Genomic DNA, 17,122 nt, shown 5'->3' on the forward strand with positions numbered 1-17,122 from the left:
TGACTCCAAAGTTCGCAAGTGAACAAATAGCGAACAAAGAAGAGCCGGCATCCGGTGGCATCATGTCGACAGAAGCAACGATCCTCCACGCCGATCTCGACTCCTTCTACGCCTCGGTCGAGCAGCTTCTAAACCCGGACCTGCGCGGCAAGGCCATGGCCGTGGGCGGCGGTGTCGTCCTCGCGGCCTCCTATGAAGCCAAGGCCTTCGGCGTCCGCGGTGGCATGTCCGGACGCAACGCGCGCGAACTCTGCCCGCATCTGCTCTTCGTCCGTGGCAATTTCGACCAGTACCAGCGCCTGGGCGACGCAGCCATCGCCGTCCTTGAAGACTACACCCCGCTGATCGAACGCATCTCCATCGACGAAGCCTTCGCCGATGTCGCTGGCTGCACCCACCTCTTCGGCTCGCCGCGCGAAATCGCCGAAACCGTCCGCCGCCGCGTCCGCGACGAACTTGGCCTGCCCATCTCGGTCGGCGTTGCCCGCACAAAACATCTCGCCAAGGTCGCCTCCCAGGTCGCCAAGCCCGATGGACTGGTCGTCGTCAATCCGGCCACCGAACTCGACTTCCTCCACGATCTACCCGTCGGCCTGATGTGGGGCGTCGGCCCTGTCACCGAAGGCAAGCTCAAGGCCGAAGGCATCCTCACCATTGGCCAGCTTGCCAACACCCCCGGCCGCTCCCTCCGCGGCCTTCTCGGCGACGCCGCTGGCGAAAAGCTCTCCGACCTCGCCTGGAACCGCGACACCCGCGCCATTGTCAGGGAGCATCGCGCCCGCTCCGCCGGCGCCCAATCCGCCCTAGGCCGTCAGCCGGCTACCGAAGCGGTATTCAAACCCGTCTTGCAGCACCTTGCCGATCGCGTCACCTCGCGCCTGCGTGCAAAATCCCTCTCCGGTCGCACCATCACCGTCCGCGTGCGCTTTGCCGATATGCGGGCCGTCACCCGCGCCATGACGCTCGATGCGCCCGTCTCGGCCACCCTGATCGTCGCGGAAATTGCCGAAGAACTGGTCCGCCAGGCCCTCGCTGACCACCCCAAGGAAAAGACGATCTCACTGCTCGCCGTCTCGGTCTCGCATATCGAGGAGCAGCGCCAGATCCAGCTCGAACTCTCCCTCGGCCTCGACGACGAAAAGCGCCGCCCCGGCTCGCGCCAGGGCGCTGCCCGCTGGTCGGCCGATCGCGCCATGGACAAAGCCCGAAACCGCTTCGGCCGCGACGCCATCGGCTACGCCGCCGCCCACCTCGAGCGCAAAAACTCCGTCCCCGACGCTTTTCGCGAGCTGGCCGAAAAGGACCTTGGCCGGAGCTAGCAGGAATGGCGCACCAGCCGCTTGTCCTTTTTTGTCCGCTAGTCGTCTCGCCCATGCCTCGAAATCCTCGACAGAAAGCCTAGGATCGCGTCATATCCCGCACAACGGAGTGTCCAGAAATGACCGATACGGCTCTTCTCGTCATCGATGCCCAGGAAAGTTTCCGCCAGCGCGCCAATTGGCACGAAGTGGATAGCCCGACCTATCTCCGGAACCAGCAGGCCCTGATCGATGGCGCCCTGGCAAAAGGCTGGAAGATCGTCCGCGTCTTCCACGGCGAGCCGGACGGCATTTTCTCAATCGCCTCCGGCTTTGTCACGCCCATCAGCGATCTCAAGCTCGACAAGCCCGACCTCGAATTCATCAAGCAGCGCCATTCCGCCTTTGTCGGCTCACCACTTGAAGTCTTTCTCGTCGAAAACGGCATCCGCCGCCTCGTGATTTCAGGCATCCGCACCGAGCAGTGCTGCGAAACCACCACCCGCCACGGTTCCGACCTCGGCTGGCAGGTCGACTATGTCACCGAAGCCACCCATACCATGCCGCTCACCGACGCCACCGGCAAAACCTGGACTGTCGAAGAGCTGAAGGCCCGCACCGCCGCCGTCCTCGATGGCCGCTTCGCTAGGGTCTGCACCATCGCCGAAGCCCTCGCCGGCGCACCCAAGGCCGCCGCCGCATGACATCAACGCCGCGCCGCATCCCGACCTATGTCGTCCTGCCGGCGCGGACGCTGCTGCTCGATGTCGCAGGACCCGTCGAAGCCCTGCGCTACGCCAATCGCGCCCAGGACCAGGTGCAGTTTGACGTCCGTTATGTCGGCGCCTTGTCAGAGGTCACGACCTCCATCGGCCTGAAAGTCTCCGGCATCGAGCCTTTGCCCGAGACGATAGAGCAGGGCGCCATGATCATTCTCTCCGGTCACACCGAAGAGCCGATGGATGCAGGCCATCCCATGGACCCGCTCAACGCCGGCTCCGAAGAAGCTGTCGCCTGGCTCCGCCGCATCGTCCAGCCCGAGACCCTTCTCGTCTCGATCTGCTCCGGCGCACTCCTCGCCGCCCGCGCAGGCCTTCTCGACGGCGTCAATTGCACCACCCATTTTTCCGATTGCGGCGACCTGGCCGCCGTGGCGCCAACGGCAAAAGTGCTGGAAAATCGCCTGTATGTCGAAGATGGCAACCGCTACACCAGTGCCGGCATCACCGCGGGCATCGATCTGATGCTGCACATCATCGGCCGCCTCACGAGCCCCGCAACCTCCGCCGCCGTCGCCCGCCAACTGGTCGTCTATCTCCGCCGCGCCGGTACCGATCCGCAGCTATCCCCCTGGCTCGAGGGCCGCAACCACATCCACCCGGCTATCCATCGCGTGCAGGACGCAATCACCGCCGATCCCACCCGCGACTGGTCCCTCGAAATCCTCGCGCCCATCGCCATCGCCAGCCCGCGCCACCTCAGCCGCCTCTTCAACGACCACACCGGCATGAGCATTCCCGATTATCTCAACAAGCTCCGCGTGGCCCTCGCCCAGCAATTGCTGAGCGAGACCCGTCTCAATATCGAACGCGTGGCCGAGCGCGCCGGCTTCAATTCCAGCCGCCAGCTCCGCCGCGCCTGGAGCCGCGTCAGCGAAACCCCGCCCAGCGCCGTCCGCCGCTTGAGCTAGAACACCCGCCGAAGCCAGCGGTCAGCCTTCCCCCTCAAACATGCTGCGCGCAAATACGGCTGCCTCCACCCGGTTGCGCACCCCGAGCTTAACGAAGATGCGGCCGAGGTGGTATTTCACCGTCGCTATGCTGATGCCCAGATGCTTGGCGACCTCTCCATTGCTGCTGCCCATCGCGATAGAGCGCAACACGGCGCGCTCCTGCTCGGAGAGTGCGGCGACCGAGTCGCGATCGGCTTCCGCCTTGGACGTGTTGTTGAGCGTCGTCAGCCAGCCGGCGAGCGATCGCGTGGAGAGATAGGTTTCCCCGCTCTGCACGTCGTTGATGATGGCGATGAGGTCGGCCGGCGATGTTTCCTTGGTAACGAAACCCGCCGCCCCCTCGCTCATGGCGGCGACAACGTCGACTCCCTCCTCGGAGGCCGTCAGGATAACGACCTTGGTGCCCGGACTGGCATCGAGAATTGAACGAATATGCCCCACGCTGCTGGCACGCTGCATCCACAGGTCGAGCAGCAGAATGTCGGGCCGGTGCCGGGACGCCAGCTCGATGGCATCGGCAGGGCTGCCCCCTTGCGCGACCACCTCGATCTTGTCCGAAGTGGCAAGCGCCTGGGCCAGTCCGGCGCGGAAAATGGCGTGGTCGTCGACAAAGACGACGGTGGTGACCTCAGTCATCTTGCCGCTCCATATCGAGGCTGACATCAAGCGAAAATTCGTCCCCGATCCGCCGCGCTGCGAACGTGCCATTGAGGATTTCCACGCGCGCCTTGAGGCCATCGAGGCCCATGCCGGACAATTCATGCGGCTCGCGCGGCCGCGCGGTCGAAATCGCATTGCGCAGTTCTATGCGTGCACGCTGCCCCGACATTTCGCACAAAACGGTGACGCTCGAATCCTGGGAGTGCCGGAAGGCGTTGTTCAATCCCTCCTGCACGATCCGATAGAGCGCGATCTGCGTCTCGAGGCCCGCGTTGGCCGGGCCGAACTCCCCCTTGCGAATGACGCTTGCTCCGGTACGCGCTTCGTGTGCCTCGATAGCGAGATCAACGATCGCGTCGAATGACAGATTGGCGATATCGGGCAGAATGAGCCCGTGGCTGATGCTCCGGATTTCCGACAATGCGGTGATCAGCGAGGTGCGCATCGCGTTCAATATGCGCTGGCGCTCGGCCGGCGTTTTCGCGATGGCACTCTCCTGCGCCTTGAGAAGAGCGAAGTTGATGAGTTGCGATGGGCCATCGTGGAGGTCTGCGCTCGCCAGTTTCAGGCGTTTTTCAGCCAGCAGCGCGGCATTGTCCGAAAGCCGGCGCGCCTCCTGCACCTCCCCCACCTGCGCCCGCAGATGCAGTGAAGCCTTCAATCGCTCGGCAAGATCGTGTCTTTGCGCCTGAATGGTCCGGCTGCCCCTTTGCACGATGCCAAAAAGCACGATGATCGCTGCCAGGGCGCCCGCCACAACGAATGACCAGACGAGCAGGGTTGTATTGGTCAGCGAATGCTCGAGCGCTTCGGTCGTTTCGTGGATTTCCACCACGGCAATGATCTCGTCGCTGCCTAGCCTGTGGACGGGTGCATAGACCTCAAGCAGGCCCGCCTGCAGCTCGCGCAGCGTGTGCTCTTCCGCCCCCAGATCCGCAAATGTGGAGGTGACACGCCCCTCAAATGCATGGCGCGCTTCGATAGGCAGGGCGAACTTGCGGCCGATCAGGAAGGTCGAATTGGAATAGGCGACTTCGCCGCTTGGCAGCCAAACTTCGAGGTAGGGGAACCGATCCCGAAAATCCTCCTTGGCCATCAATGTGTCCATGCGAGCGATGTTGTCGCGGGAAATTTCGCCTCCATCGGCCACGTCCTGCAACATCGTGGAAAACACCCCATCGAGAAAGAGTGCTGTCTGCTGGGTTCGTTCGTTGATCTCGCTTTGGTTGAGAACGGCACTGATGAGCATGCCCGAAACGGCACTGACCAGCAGCACCATGGACACGCTGGCGATCAGATATTGCGTCGCAAGTTCAAGGTCGCGCCAGCGCAGAACAGCACCCTGAAAATGCTGCCTGAGCCCGATCATTTCCCGATACGCCCCCCGGGCGACGATGGCAGCGGAAGACTCCCCAAAAACACTTTCAGATCTCTCCGTCCTTCTCCGGCAAACATGACGCGCCGGAACAATTACCATCCTCCAATATTTCGGCTTCAACAACGCAACTTCTTGAGTCGTGGATAAAAACGCTCGACCAAGGCCCTAGCCACTTGGCTAGTCGCGCGCTAACCGCGCCGATAGGACCGGTTCCGACTTCAAGGGTAAAAGTCTCAAGACCTACCGATATTACGGCCGGGTCGTTGCCGTCTTAGCGTCTCCATAACGAAAACCCCTGCGCCCAGTGTTTGGCCCCTGCAGCGGTTTCGATTGTTTGGGAGATGGCAATGGTAACGCTCGTAAAGCACGATCTGGAATTCATCCTGAAGCAGATCGAGATCGCGGAAGCACACGCCGATGGCGGAGATCTTGCAGCGCTGGTCGCGGGTTATGGCGGCAATGATGGCCTCGCACAGGCACACCTCTTGCCCTATGGCCTCCGCACCGTCGATGGCAGCTACAACAATCTGCTGCCCGGCCGGGAAAACTGGGGCGCCTCCGACCAGAGCTTTCCTGGCCTCTTCACCCCGACCTATCTCAACGATGGGGACGGCGACAGCTACAGCTTTAACCCCGCCCCGGGTGCGCCGCCCTATAGCAACAACAACTACGGGACATCGGCCACCGTCATCGACGCCGATCCGCGTATCATTTCCAATCTCATCGTCGATCAGACGCTGAATAATCCAGCCGCCATCGCCGCCGCGCTGACACTGGCCGGCGTTCCCGCCGCGGAGCTCTATGAAATTCTCGGCCAAATCGTCGATGCCAAGCGGGCGGTCGACGCAGCCACGACAGGCAATGCATCCGCTCAGCAGATCGCAAATCTCGAGGCGGCAGTCGATGCGGCCGAAGCCGCGCTGGCGCAGGCCAACGCCGATGCCGGGAGCCTGATTGCTGCTGCTGCTGGCGATCAGGCCTTGCTGACAGCGGCGGAAGACGCCCGAGATGCCGCGCAGCTGGCCGCCGCGCAAGCGGTTGCCGCCGTCACCGCCCTCCTGATCGATGGCGTTCCCAATGCCGATCAGAGCGTCGCCTTTGCCAATGCCATCGCCCATTCCGATCTCATGCAGGCAGCGGTCGTAACGGCCGAGGCCAATCTGGTCACCGCGCAGGCCAACGCAGCTGCGTCGTCGGCTGCGTTGTCGGCCGTCATCGGTGCGGCGGCCGATGCGCTCACCGAAGCGCAGGCGGATCTCGCTGCGGCATTGCAGTCGGCGCCGGATCTCGCGGCCGCCCAGGCCCATCTCACGGTGCTTCTCGCCGCACATGGCGTCGAGATGGATGGTAATACGGTCCTCCTGCCCAATGTCTCGCCCGACGAGGGCCTGTCCTCGCCCTTCAATGGCTGGATGACGATCTTCGGCCAGTTCTTCGATCACGGCCTCGATCTCGTGGCCAAGGGCGGCAATGGCACGGTCTATGTGCCGCTGGCTGTCGATGATCCGCTCTATGAAGTTGGCGGCCAGAACTACATCGCGGTCACCCGCGTCACCGTCAATCCCGGCGCCGATGGCATTCTTGGCACGGCTGACGATGGCGCCGGCCCCAAGAACCTGACGACGCCGTGGGTCGACCAGAACCAGACCTATGCCTCGACCGCGTCCAAACAGGTTTTCATGCGCGAATATATCGATGGTCCCGATGGCAAGCCGATCGCCTCGGGTCTCTTGCTCGAAGGGCTCAAGGGAGGTCTTGCCACCTGGGCCGATATCAAGGCGCAGGCCCGGGATGTCCTCGGCATCGACCTCACCGATCTCAATGTCGGCAATATCCCGCTGATTGCCGCCGATGAATATGGCAACTTCATCCCTGGCCCGAATGGCTATCCGCAGTTGGTGGTAGGCTGGGGCCCGGATGGCATTCTGGGCACCATCGATGATGTGCTGCGCGAGGGTAACCCCGGCGCTCCGGTGAGCGCCCTCGGCGTCGTCCTCACCGGCCACGCCTTCCTCGATGACATCGCCCATGCGGCAGTGCCGGTGGCTGCCGGGGGTGTGCTCCAGGAGGATCCGGACAGCCTGACGGGCAACACCGTTCCCAGCGTCATGGGCCGTAACACCCAATACGACGACGAACTGCTCGATCGTCACTTCATCGCCGGCGATGGTCGCGTCAACGAGAACATCGCCCTGACCGCCGTCCACCAGGTCTTCCACGCCGAGCACAATCGCATCGTGGAAATGACCAAGCAGATCGCGCTCGAGAGCGGCGATCTCAATTTCCTGAACCAGTGGCTACGGGTCGATGTCACCGCCATTCCCACGACGCAGGCGGGAATCAACGCCCTCGTCTGGGATGGCGAACGCCTCTTCCAGGCCGGCCGCTTCACCAATGAAATGGAATACCAGCACCTGGTCTTCGAAGAATTCGGCCGCATGATGCAGCCCGATATTGACGCCTTCGTCTTCGAGCCCTCCGCCGATATCAATCCCAGCATCGCCGCCGAATTCGCCCACGTCGTCTACCGCTTCGGTCACTCCATGCTGCGGCAGAACATCGACGTCATCCAGATGGATGCGGTTACCGGCAACCCGATAGAGAACGAAATTTCCTTGTTCTCGGGCTTTCTCAATCCCGTCATGTACGAATCCCTGGGCACAACCGCAGAGGAAGCGTCTGGCGCCATCATTCGCGGCATGACCCGCCAGGTCGGCAGCGCCATCGACGAATTCGTCACCGACGTGCTGCGTAACCAGCTGCTCGGCATTCCGCTCGATCTCGCCGCGATCAACCTCGCCCGCGGTCGCGATGTGGGCACGCCGCCGCTCAACGTCGGACGCCAGAAATTCTACGACGAAACCGGCGATACCCTGCTCAAGCCCTATACGAGCTGGGCCGATTTCGCGCTCAATCTCATGAACCCGGCCTCGATCATCAACTTCATCGCGGCCTATGGCACCCACGAGTCCCTGCTCAATACCCAGGCCAACCCCAAGACCGTCGAGCAACTGCGCGAGGCGGCCACGCTGCTCGTACTGGGCGGCACGGGCGCACCGGCGGACCGGCTCGACTTCCTCAATGCCACGGGCGCCTACGCCAACGCCAAGCTCGGCGGCCTCAACGATGTCGATTTCTGGATCGGCGGCCTGGCCGAAAAGAAGATGGCCTTCGGCGGCATGCTGGGCTCGACCTTCGCCTTCGTCTTCCAGATGACCATGGAAAATCTGCAGGACGCCGACCGGTTCTACTACCTGTCGCGTACCCAGGGCCTGAACCTGCTCAACGAGCTGGAAAACAACACCTTCGCCGAACTGGTCATGCGCAATACCGACCTCGGCGGCACGGACCAGACGGCCTTGCCCGGCAATCTCTTCTCCGCCTTCGAAATGCCGACCCTGGAAATGGATCCGAGCAAGCAGCTCGGCGACGATCCGACCCAGGACAATCCCTACCTGCCCTTTGCCAATATCGTTGAACGGCGCGACGCCGCCGGCAACCTGATCGCTGCAGGCGATACCAGCACCATTGCCGCCTATATCCGCGTCAACAGCAATGAGCACTTCACCATCGGCGGCACCGAAGGCAATGACACCATCGTCTCAGGCGGCGGCGACGATGCCATCTGGGGCAAGGGCGGCAATGACCGCATCGAGGCCGGTTACGGGGTCGACAAGGTCTTTGGCGGCACGGGTGACGACATCATCACCAATGCCGGCACTGATATCGGCGAGGCCGATTTCCTGCACGGCAATGAAGGCAACGACGTCATCCATGGCGGCTCGGGCCTGTCGCTGATCTTCGGCAATCAGGGCAGTGACTTCCTCATCGCCGGCCCCGACGGCAAGGAGGTCTTTGCCGGCACCGGCAACGACTTCGTCCTCGGCGGCACGGGCGGCGATTTCCTGCTCGGCAACGAAGGCGACGACTGGATCGAGGGCGGGGATCGCTTCGATACGCTGGCGGGTGAAAACTCCGAGCTCTTCTTCAATTCCTCGATCATCGGGCATGACGTCCTGCTCGGCGGCGGTGGCGACACCGACTATGACGGCGAGTCTGGCGACGACATCATGTCCCAGAATAGCGAGGGCATTCAGCGCTCCAACGGCATGGCCGGGTTTGACTGGGCCATTCACAAGGGCGACAGCCAGGCCGCCAATTCCGACCTCGGCATCCCCATCTTCGAAACCCAGGAAGCCTTCATCCTGCGCGATCGCTTCGATCTCGTGGAAGGCCTGTCGGGTTGGGTGAAGGACGACACTCTGACCGGCCGCAACGTCGCGGTGAATACCCGCGCCGAAGCCGAAGGCACCGCGGCCATCCCCAACGCAGATTCCGCTCTCGACAGCTATTCCAACGCGCTACTCGAAAAGAATGTCGACCTGATCACCGGGCTGCGGGCCCTCGTCGCCCACATCACCCGAACCCAGCAAACCGGCAACAATGAAGTCGTCGAATCCGTCGTGCTCGAAACGGCTGATGCTTCGGACATCCTGCTCGGCGGTGGCGGTAGCGACACCATCAAGGGGCTGGCCGGCAATGACGTCATTGACGGCGACATGTGGCTCAACGTCCGCATCGCGGGCACGTCCAAGGCCGGGACGGTCTTCTCCGCCGACGCAATGGAAAGCGCCGTCACCCTATATCGCCACGCGACGACTGGCGATTTTGTCGCCTTAGCCGGCGCGAACATCGTCGCCGTCACCAAACCGCTGACCACCTGGATGCTGGAGGGTGCCATCAACCCAGGCGCGCTCCGCATCGTCCGCGAAATCATCAACGGCAATGTCGCAGGCGATATCGACCGCGCGGTCTATACCGACGCCCGCGCCAACTACAGTTTCGGTCTCAATTCCGACGACAGCCTCTTCATCGATCATACCGGCTTCGTGCAGGTGCAAAACGATGACGACCTGCCCGAACAGGAGGAGGGCACCCCGAACCTGCGTTCGGACGGCAAGGACACCTTCCGCAATATCGAACTTCTGGCCTTCAGCGATGGCCGCTTCCTCAACGTCATCGAAGGCACCAGCGCTGGTGAAACGCTCACCGGCACCTTGGTGAACACTGGAACCGGGCTCGACGACCTTATCTCCGGCCGCGACGGCAATGACACGCTCAACGGCGGCGCTGGCGACGACATCCTGCTCGGTGGCGATGGCGCCGACACGCTCAATGGAGGTGACGGCAATGATACGCTGGTCGGCGGCACGGGCGCAGACGCACTCAATGGCGGCTCCGGCAACGATACCTATGTAGTCAACCTGGGTGACGGCAACGATATCATCACCGACGCCAACGGCACGGACAGGATCGTGATCGGTGCCGGAACGCTCACGGGCCTCACCGCCTTCAGCGGCGGCAGCAACGATCTGTTCCTGCAATTCAATGGCCAGCAGCTTACAGTCAACGATCACTACGATGCCGCCGCCGAGGCTGTCGAAACCATCAATCTCGATGGCGCCACCTATGAAGGCTACGCCTTCGACGGCGACTATGCCCTCAGCACCGACGATAATGGCAACCGCACGGCGGCCGCCGGGGTCAACACGCTCCTCGCTGGCTCGGGTAACGGCAACGAGCTGGTTGGCGATACCGGTGACGACCTGCTCTTCGGCCATGATGGTAATGACGAACTCTTCGGCAATGACGGCGATGACCTGCTGGTTGGCGGCACCGGCAGTGATGAGCTCGACGGTGGAACGGGCGCCGACACCATGGTGGGCGGCACCGGCAATGACATCTACACCGTCGATGACACTGACGACGTGGTGGTCGAGGCCCTCGGCGGCGGCACTGATGAAGTTCGCACCGATCTCGACACCTATACCCTAGGCGCCAATGTCGACAACCTGACCTATATCGGCGCCGGCACCTTTGCCGGTATCGGCAACGAACTTGCCAATGTCATCGAGGGCGGGGCAGGGGTGGACACGCTGACCGGGCTCGGTGGCAATGACACCTATGTGGTCACGGCCGGCGACGTGGTTGTCGAGGCCGCAAATGGCGGCACGGACACGATCATCGCTACTGCCACCTATACCCTCGGTGCCAATCTCGAAAATCTCACGCTGGACGAGGATGCCGGCGGCATCAATGGCACCGGCAACGCGCTCGACAATGTCATCACCGGCAATGACGCCGCCAACCAGCTCTTTGGCGGCGGAGGAAACGACACCATCAATGGCGGCGACGGCGCCGATTTCATCGATGGTGGCACTGGCAACGACATCCTGCATGGTGGTGGCGGAAACGACACCGACATCCTGATTGGCGGCGAAGGCGACGACACCATCCATCTCGGCGCCGGCAACAATGGCAATGACATCGTCCGCTACACGGCCACAAATTTCGGCAATGACACCATCCACGGTTTCGACGCCAGTGGCGGCAGCATCAACAACCAGGACATGATCGATCTTAGTGCGCTAGGCGTCACTGCTGCCAACTTCGCGACCCGCGTCACCATCGAGGATGTGGAAGATGCTGGGACCGACGACACGCGGGTCACCGTGCGCGATGCCTCCAATACTGTCATCGGCACCATCTTCATCGAAGAAGTAGACGGCAACGATGTCACCAGCGCCGACTTCATTCTCGCCCAGAGCGCCCCTGCGACCGTCGGCAATCCGACAAATGGTGCCAACACCATCACTGGCAACGACCAGGCCAATACCATCAACGGTCTAGGCGGCAATGACACTCTGAGTGGCGGTGGTGGCAATGACATCATCACCGGCGGGGAGGGGGCCGACACCCTCAACGGCGATGCCGGCGACGACACAATCATCTGGAACGCCAATGTCTCGGGTCCGACCGATGGTCGCGACACGGTCAATGGCGGCACGGAAGGAACGGCCGGCGACACCTTTGTCGTCAACGGCAATGCCTTGGCCGAAACCTACCGCATCTACACCAAGGCCGCGGCAACGACCGCAGGCTTCGTCTCGGCAGCCCTGACGGAAATCGTCATCACCCGCCAGGTCGGTGCCGCTCCGGCAACCGTCATCGCCGAACTGCGGGAGATCGAAGAAATCCGCATCAACGGTATCGACCCGGCCGGCAACACCACGGCCAGCGGCGATACCATTCAGATATTCGGCGACTTCTCGACCACCAGCCTGCGTCTCAATACCATCACCATCGAAGGTGACGCTGGTGACGACACCGTCGATATCTCCGCCCTGAGCTCGGCGCACCGCATCGTCTTCCGCTCCAACGGCGGCCACGACACCATTATCGGAACGCTGCGGCCTGAAGACGTGATCGAACTGCCCATCGGCGCGGATCCCGCCGAATACACCTCATCCACCACCGATGGTGTCACGACGCTGACCAATGGCCAGCACAGCATTTCCTACGTGGCGACCGGCGAGGGCCCGCAGATTGGCGGTGACGACGACGAGGACGATGAGGACGAAGACGATCACGAAGACGACGATCACGAAGACGACGACTGCGACGACGACGATGACGATGACGACGCCTCGTCTGCTGGTGGTCCTGTTCTTGGGACGCCTCAGGATGATGTGTTGCTGGGAACGTCTGGTGGGGACCTGGTGTTCGGCTTTGCCGGGACGGACTACATCATCGCCAATGCCGGGGTTGACGTGATCCGGGCCGGTGCCGGTGATGACTTCGTCGATGCCGGGGCGGGTCGCGATGTGGTCTTTGCCGATGATGGCGACGATGATGTCTTCGGCGGCGATGACGATGACCTGATCTATGGCGAGGCGGGTGACGATCGCCTCTTCGGTGGCTCGGGCAATGACCTCATCGATGCCGGGGCAGATGACGACACCGTCTTTGGCGGCGCCGGCAACGACCTCTTCGTCGGTTCGCTGAACGATGGCAATGACACCTATTATGGTGGCGAGATCTCGGGTGATGCCGGCAATGACACGCTGGACCTGGCCTTCCTGACCGCCGATGCCACGGTGGACCTGGGGACTGGGGTGGGTGGCCGCGGCAGCGCGGTGTCGAGCCAGAGTGGCACCGATACGCTCTATGGGGTGGAGAATGTCACCACCGGCTCGGGCGATGACGTGATCACCATGAGCAATGCCGTCAATGTGGTGGATGGCGGGGCGGGTGAAGACATCTTCGTCTTCGGATCGGCCACTGCCGCCCATGGCGACACGATCAAGGGCTTTGAGGCCGGCGACAAGATCGATCTCTCGGGGATCGATGCCAATGCCGGGGTGGCGGGGAACAACAGCTTCACCCTCCAAACCTCCACCACGGCCCCGGGCCAGATCGTGGTCACCCACGAGACGCGGGAGGATGGGGAATATACCGTCATCTCGGGCAATACGGCCGGGGACAATGCCCCCGAGTTCCGGATCAGCATTGCCGGCAACCACGCCCTGACCGGCACCGACTTCAACCTTTAGCCTCCAACTGCCCGGCCGGTTTAACCGGCCGGGCTTTTTCCTTTCGATAATCCACCATTCCGGGGGCTGATCATGGCATCGACGACAAAGGTTTTAGCCGAACATCGCGGCGACGAGATGCTGCGCCGGGAGTTCAAGGGCGTCGCAGTCTTCCTGTTCTGGATCTCGGGCATCATCAATGTGCTGGCTCTGACCGGCTCGTTCTACATGCTGCAGATCTATGATCGGGCCCTGACCAGCGGCTCCATCCCGACCCTCCTGGCGCTCTCCATCCTCGTTATCGGCCTCTATCTCTTCCAGGGCGTCTTCGACATCGTGCGCAGCCAGCTCTTGGTGCGCATCGGCGCCCGCTTTGATCGCATGCTGGCCCCCATTGCCCATCGCGTCAGCGTCGACATGCCCCGCTTCGGCTTTTCCACCGGCGAGGCATTGGAACGCGGCCGCGACGTCGACACCATCCGCACTTTTATGGGCAGCCAGGGCCCGGTGGCCCTGTTCGACCTGCCCTGGGTGCCGCTCTACATTCTGTTCGTCTACTTCCTCCACCCCGTGCTCGGCGCTTTGACGCTGGGTGGCGCCTTTGTCCTGACCCTCCTCACCATCTGGACCGAACTCAAGTCGCGCAAACTGGCCGCAGCGGCCCAGCAGGCCTTCCTCACCCGCAATGCCGTGGCCGATTCCAATGCCCGCAATGCCGATATCTTGAAGGCCATGGGCTTTGCCGGCCGGGCCGTCAGCCGCTTCAACGAGGTCAATCAGGATCACCTGACCCTGCAGACCCGCGCCAGCGATGTCATCGGCACCTTTGGCGCCTTCTCGCGCATTTTGAGGATGGTGCTGCAATCGGCCCTTTTGGGCGTCGGTGCCTATCTCACCATTCAGGGCCAGATGTCTGCCGGCGCCATCATCGCCGTCTCCGTCGCTTCCTCGCGCGCCCTGGCCCCCATCGACATGGCCATCGGCAATTGGAAGGGCGTCGTTGCCGCCCGCCAGGCGTTCAAGCGCCTGCGCGATACCATGGTGGCCCTCTCCAACATGACCAAGCCGCTCGACCTACCGGCCCCGTCCAAGTCGCTCAAAGTGGACAAGATCTCGGTGGCTGCGCCGGCCAGTGGCCGGGTCCTCCTCACCGAAGTCGCCTTCGAGCTCAATGCCGGCCAGGGTCTTGGGGTGATCGGCCCCAGCGGCGGCGGCAAGACCACGCTGGTTCGCGCCCTCACCGGTATCTGGCCATCCCTGCGCGGCGCCATCCGTCTCGACGAGGCCGACCTCACCCAGTGGGACGAGGACAAGCTAGGCCAATATGTGGGCTATCTCCCCCAGGACGTGGCCCTGCTCGATGGCACGATCGTGGAAAACATCACCCGCCTGGCCCCGCAGCGCGATGCCCGCGCCATTGTCGCGGCCACCAAGGCGGCGGGCGTGCACGAGATGATCGTCAGGCTCCCCGATGGCTATGACACCCAGCTCGGCCCCATGGGCACCGCCCTCTCGGCCGGCCAGCGCCAGCGCATTGGCCTGGCCCGGGCGCTTTATGGCGATCCCTTCGTGGTCATCATGGACGAACCCAATGCCTTCCTCGATGCCGAGGGCGAACAGGCGCTCAACCTGGCCATTCGCCAGATCCGGGCCCGTGGCGGCATTGCCATTGTCGTTGCCCATCGCCCCTCGATCCTGGCCGAGGTCGACATGGTGGCGGTCATCCAGAATGGCCGGCTCACCGCCTTCGGTCCCAAGGAAGAGATCGTTGCCGGCCAGCGCCAGGCCAACCTCAATACCAATGCCGGTGGCCTCAAAGTGGTCGAGCCGCGGACGGAAACGGGAGGCATGGCATGATCATCGAGGCCAAATCCAGCCAGCAGCAGCACCAAAAATCCGATCCGGCCGACCTCAGAAAAAAGCTCGAGTTCAACGTTCCCGAGAAAACCTCGCGCCTGCCGGTCTATCTGGCGCTGTTCTTCACCGGCATCGCCGCCTATGTGAAAAGCGTCTTCCCCGCTGACGCCCAGGACCATGTGTCCCCGGGCACCGAAGCCAATCCCGCCGCCAATAGCGGCGCCCCCCGCGGCACCCGCCACGAGCCCGGCGGCCCCGGGGTCGATCTCATGACCACCGGCGGCATCGAGGAAGAACAGCCCCGGAGCGCGGTGCGTCACGCGGCCCTCGGCTGGGACGAGGCTTTTACCATGCCCGACCCGATCGCCTTCCACTATACCGCGGCCTCCTTCGACTTCCTGGGCCCCAATGTCGCCCCCTTCTTCCCTGCTGCCGTCCACTACCGGCCGCAGAACGACAATGCTGCCCTCTTCGATCGCGCCGAACCGAACATCACCCCGTCCTCCTCTGGTCCAAAGTCTCATCAGGACACCCCGAGCCCCAGCGAGGACGACGGCGACAATGACAATGCCGACCCGGACGAAGACGACGAGGATGACGACGACGACATCAACCGCGCCCCCACCGTTCTGGGCCCGGTCCGCCTCCACGACGTCTTTGCCGGCCAGGTCGTCCTCATCGGTCTCTCCCAGCTGCTCTTCGGGGCCAGCGATCCCGACAATGACATCCTGACCATCAACGACCTCACCGTCACTGGCGCCACCCTGGTGCAGACCAGTGCAGGCTGGACCCTGACGACGCTCCCCGGCATGCTCGGGCTCGTCACCTTCACCTATGAGATCAGCGATGGCCTGATCGAGATCGTGCAGACCGCCAGTCTCGAGATCGTCCGCAACCAGGTGCACCTGACCGCCAATGCCGACGTCTATGCCGGCACCCCCTGGGACGACGACATCGATGCTCTGTCCGGCCATGACATCATCGACGCCCGCGCCGGCAATGACAGCGTCACCGGCGGGCTCGGCGACGACCACATCATTGGCGGGGACGGCGACGACACCCTCTTTGGCAATGAAGGCAATGACATCATCTTCGGCGGCGAGGGCAACGACACCATCGGCGGCGGCCCCGGCAATGACCAGCTCTTCGGCGAAGCCGGCAATGACATCATCCATGGCGACCAAGGCAACGACACCATCGAGGGTGGCACAGGCGACGACATCATCAATGGAGGAGACGGCGACGACACTATCGCTCCCGGCTCAGGCGACGACCATGTCGATGGCGGCGAGGGTTTTGACACGCTCGACTATTCCGAGAGCGCCGACGACCTCATCGTCGACTTCGTCACCGGCCTCGCCACCAGCGACAGCATGGGCACGGACACGTTCCAAAACATGGAAGCAGCCATTGGCGGCAGCGGCAATGACACCTTCTTCATCGGCACCACGGCCACGGTCATCACCGGCGGGCGCGGCGACGACCTCTTCATCTTCACCGTGATCGACGAGGCTCCAAGCCTCAGCCGGCAGCTCGTCCACGACATCCTCGACTTCGTGGTCGGCGATCGCATCCGCGTGGCGGACTACGACATCTCCCGCAAAGCGGCCCGCACCGAGGAAGAGCGCTTCGAAGATTTTTATGAAGAGCTCGACGAGGGCGACCGCGAGGACCTGCCGATCCGCGTCCGCTACGAGCGCTATGACGATATCGACCATTCCATCATCGAGGCCGATGTCGATGGCGACGACGTCTTCGAAATCGCCATCCGCGTCGATGGCATCCAACTGCCCTTCACCATCGAACACACCATCGTCTGACCTGC

Annotated in this window: 8 protein-coding genes; 6 read left to right on the forward strand and 2 right to left on the reverse strand. The window is 62.9% G+C overall.

The window, feature by feature from the left end:
* Nucleotides 1-62: 62 nt before the first annotated feature.
* The 3 genes from dinB to ACSQ2A_RS04980 all read left to right on the forward strand — a co-directional run bounded on the left by dinB (nucleotide 63) and on the right by ACSQ2A_RS04980 (nucleotide 2,988).
* Nucleotides 63-1,319, forward strand: coding sequence for a DNA polymerase IV (gene dinB / locus ACSQ2A_RS04970; protein WP_436071317.1), 1,257 nt, complete (start codon nucleotides 63-65; stop codon nucleotides 1,317-1,319).
* 119 nt (nucleotides 1,320-1,438) lie between these two features.
* Entirely contained in the window at nucleotides 1,439-2,002 is a 564-nt protein-coding gene (locus ACSQ2A_RS04975) for a cysteine hydrolase family protein (RefSeq protein WP_436071318.1), read from the forward strand.
* Nucleotides 1,999-2,988 carry a GlxA family transcriptional regulator gene (locus ACSQ2A_RS04980; RefSeq protein ID WP_436071319.1) on the forward strand — a complete coding sequence of 330 codons (990 nt, stop codon included), beginning with the start codon at nucleotides 1,999-2,001 and terminating at the stop codon, nucleotides 2,986-2,988. The genes ACSQ2A_RS04975 and ACSQ2A_RS04980 overlap by 4 nt, the downstream gene beginning before the upstream one ends.
* A gap of 21 nt (nucleotides 2,989-3,009) precedes the next feature.
* Here the strand turns inward: ACSQ2A_RS04980 and ACSQ2A_RS04985 are convergent, their stop codons facing one another.
* Nucleotides 3,010-3,666, reverse strand: a complete 657-nt coding sequence (locus ACSQ2A_RS04985; RefSeq protein WP_436071320.1) for a response regulator — start codon at nucleotides 3,664-3,666, stop codon at nucleotides 3,010-3,012.
* Nucleotides 3,659-5,059 carry a sensor histidine kinase gene (locus tag ACSQ2A_RS04990; RefSeq protein ID WP_436071321.1) on the reverse strand — a complete coding sequence of 467 codons (1,401 nt, stop codon included), beginning with the start codon at nucleotides 5,057-5,059 and terminating at the stop codon, nucleotides 3,659-3,661. The genes ACSQ2A_RS04985 and ACSQ2A_RS04990 overlap by 8 nt, the downstream gene beginning before the upstream one ends.
* A gap of 356 nt (nucleotides 5,060-5,415) precedes the next feature.
* Between ACSQ2A_RS04990 and ACSQ2A_RS04995 the strand changes: the two genes are divergently transcribed.
* The 3 genes from ACSQ2A_RS04995 to ACSQ2A_RS05005 all read left to right on the forward strand — a co-directional run bounded on the left by ACSQ2A_RS04995 (nucleotide 5,416) and on the right by ACSQ2A_RS05005 (nucleotide 17,117).
* On the forward strand, nucleotides 5,416-13,461 hold the full coding sequence (locus ACSQ2A_RS04995) for a peroxidase family protein (RefSeq protein WP_436071322.1): 8,046 nt from the start codon (nucleotides 5,416-5,418) through the stop codon (nucleotides 13,459-13,461).
* A 72-nt stretch (nucleotides 13,462-13,533) separates the two neighbouring features.
* Nucleotides 13,534-15,297, forward strand: coding sequence for a type I secretion system permease/ATPase (locus ACSQ2A_RS05000; protein WP_295410010.1), 1,764 nt, complete (start codon nucleotides 13,534-13,536; stop codon nucleotides 15,295-15,297).
* Nucleotides 15,294-17,117 (forward strand): calcium-binding protein, encoded by a 1,824-nt coding sequence (locus tag ACSQ2A_RS05005; protein WP_436071323.1) that lies wholly within the window; start codon nucleotides 15,294-15,296, stop codon nucleotides 17,115-17,117. Before ACSQ2A_RS05000 ends, ACSQ2A_RS05005 begins: the two co-directional genes overlap by 4 nt.
* Nucleotides 17,118-17,122: the final 5 nt, after the last annotated feature.

The sequence above is a fragment of the Devosia sp. LjRoot3 genome (genome assembly GCF_964252865.1).
Lineage (GTDB): Bacteria > Pseudomonadota > Alphaproteobacteria > Rhizobiales > Devosiaceae > Devosia.

Excerpts from the sequence above, each read along its gene's own strand:
- ACSQ2A_RS05005 (WP_436071323.1), top strand. The coding sequence starts at position 15,294 with ATGATCATCGAGGCCAAATCCAGCCAGCAGCAGCACCAAAAATCCGAT.
- ACSQ2A_RS04990 (WP_436071321.1), bottom strand. The coding sequence starts at position 5,059 with ATGATCGGGCTCAGGCAGCATTTTCAGGGTGCTGTTCTGCGCTGGCGC.
- ACSQ2A_RS04985 (WP_436071320.1), bottom strand. The coding sequence starts at position 3,666 with ATGACTGAGGTCACCACCGTCGTCTTTGTCGACGACCACGCCATTTTC.
- ACSQ2A_RS04980 (WP_436071319.1), top strand. The coding sequence starts at position 1,999 with ATGACATCAACGCCGCGCCGCATCCCGACCTATGTCGTCCTGCCGGCG.
- ACSQ2A_RS04975 (WP_436071318.1), top strand. The coding sequence starts at position 1,439 with ATGACCGATACGGCTCTTCTCGTCATCGATGCCCAGGAAAGTTTCCGC.
- ACSQ2A_RS05000 (WP_295410010.1), top strand. The coding sequence starts at position 13,534 with ATGGCATCGACGACAAAGGTTTTAGCCGAACATCGCGGCGACGAGATG.
- ACSQ2A_RS04995 (WP_436071322.1), top strand. The coding sequence starts at position 5,416 with ATGGTAACGCTCGTAAAGCACGATCTGGAATTCATCCTGAAGCAGATC.
- dinB (WP_436071317.1), top strand. The coding sequence starts at position 63 with ATGTCGACAGAAGCAACGATCCTCCACGCCGATCTCGACTCCTTCTAC.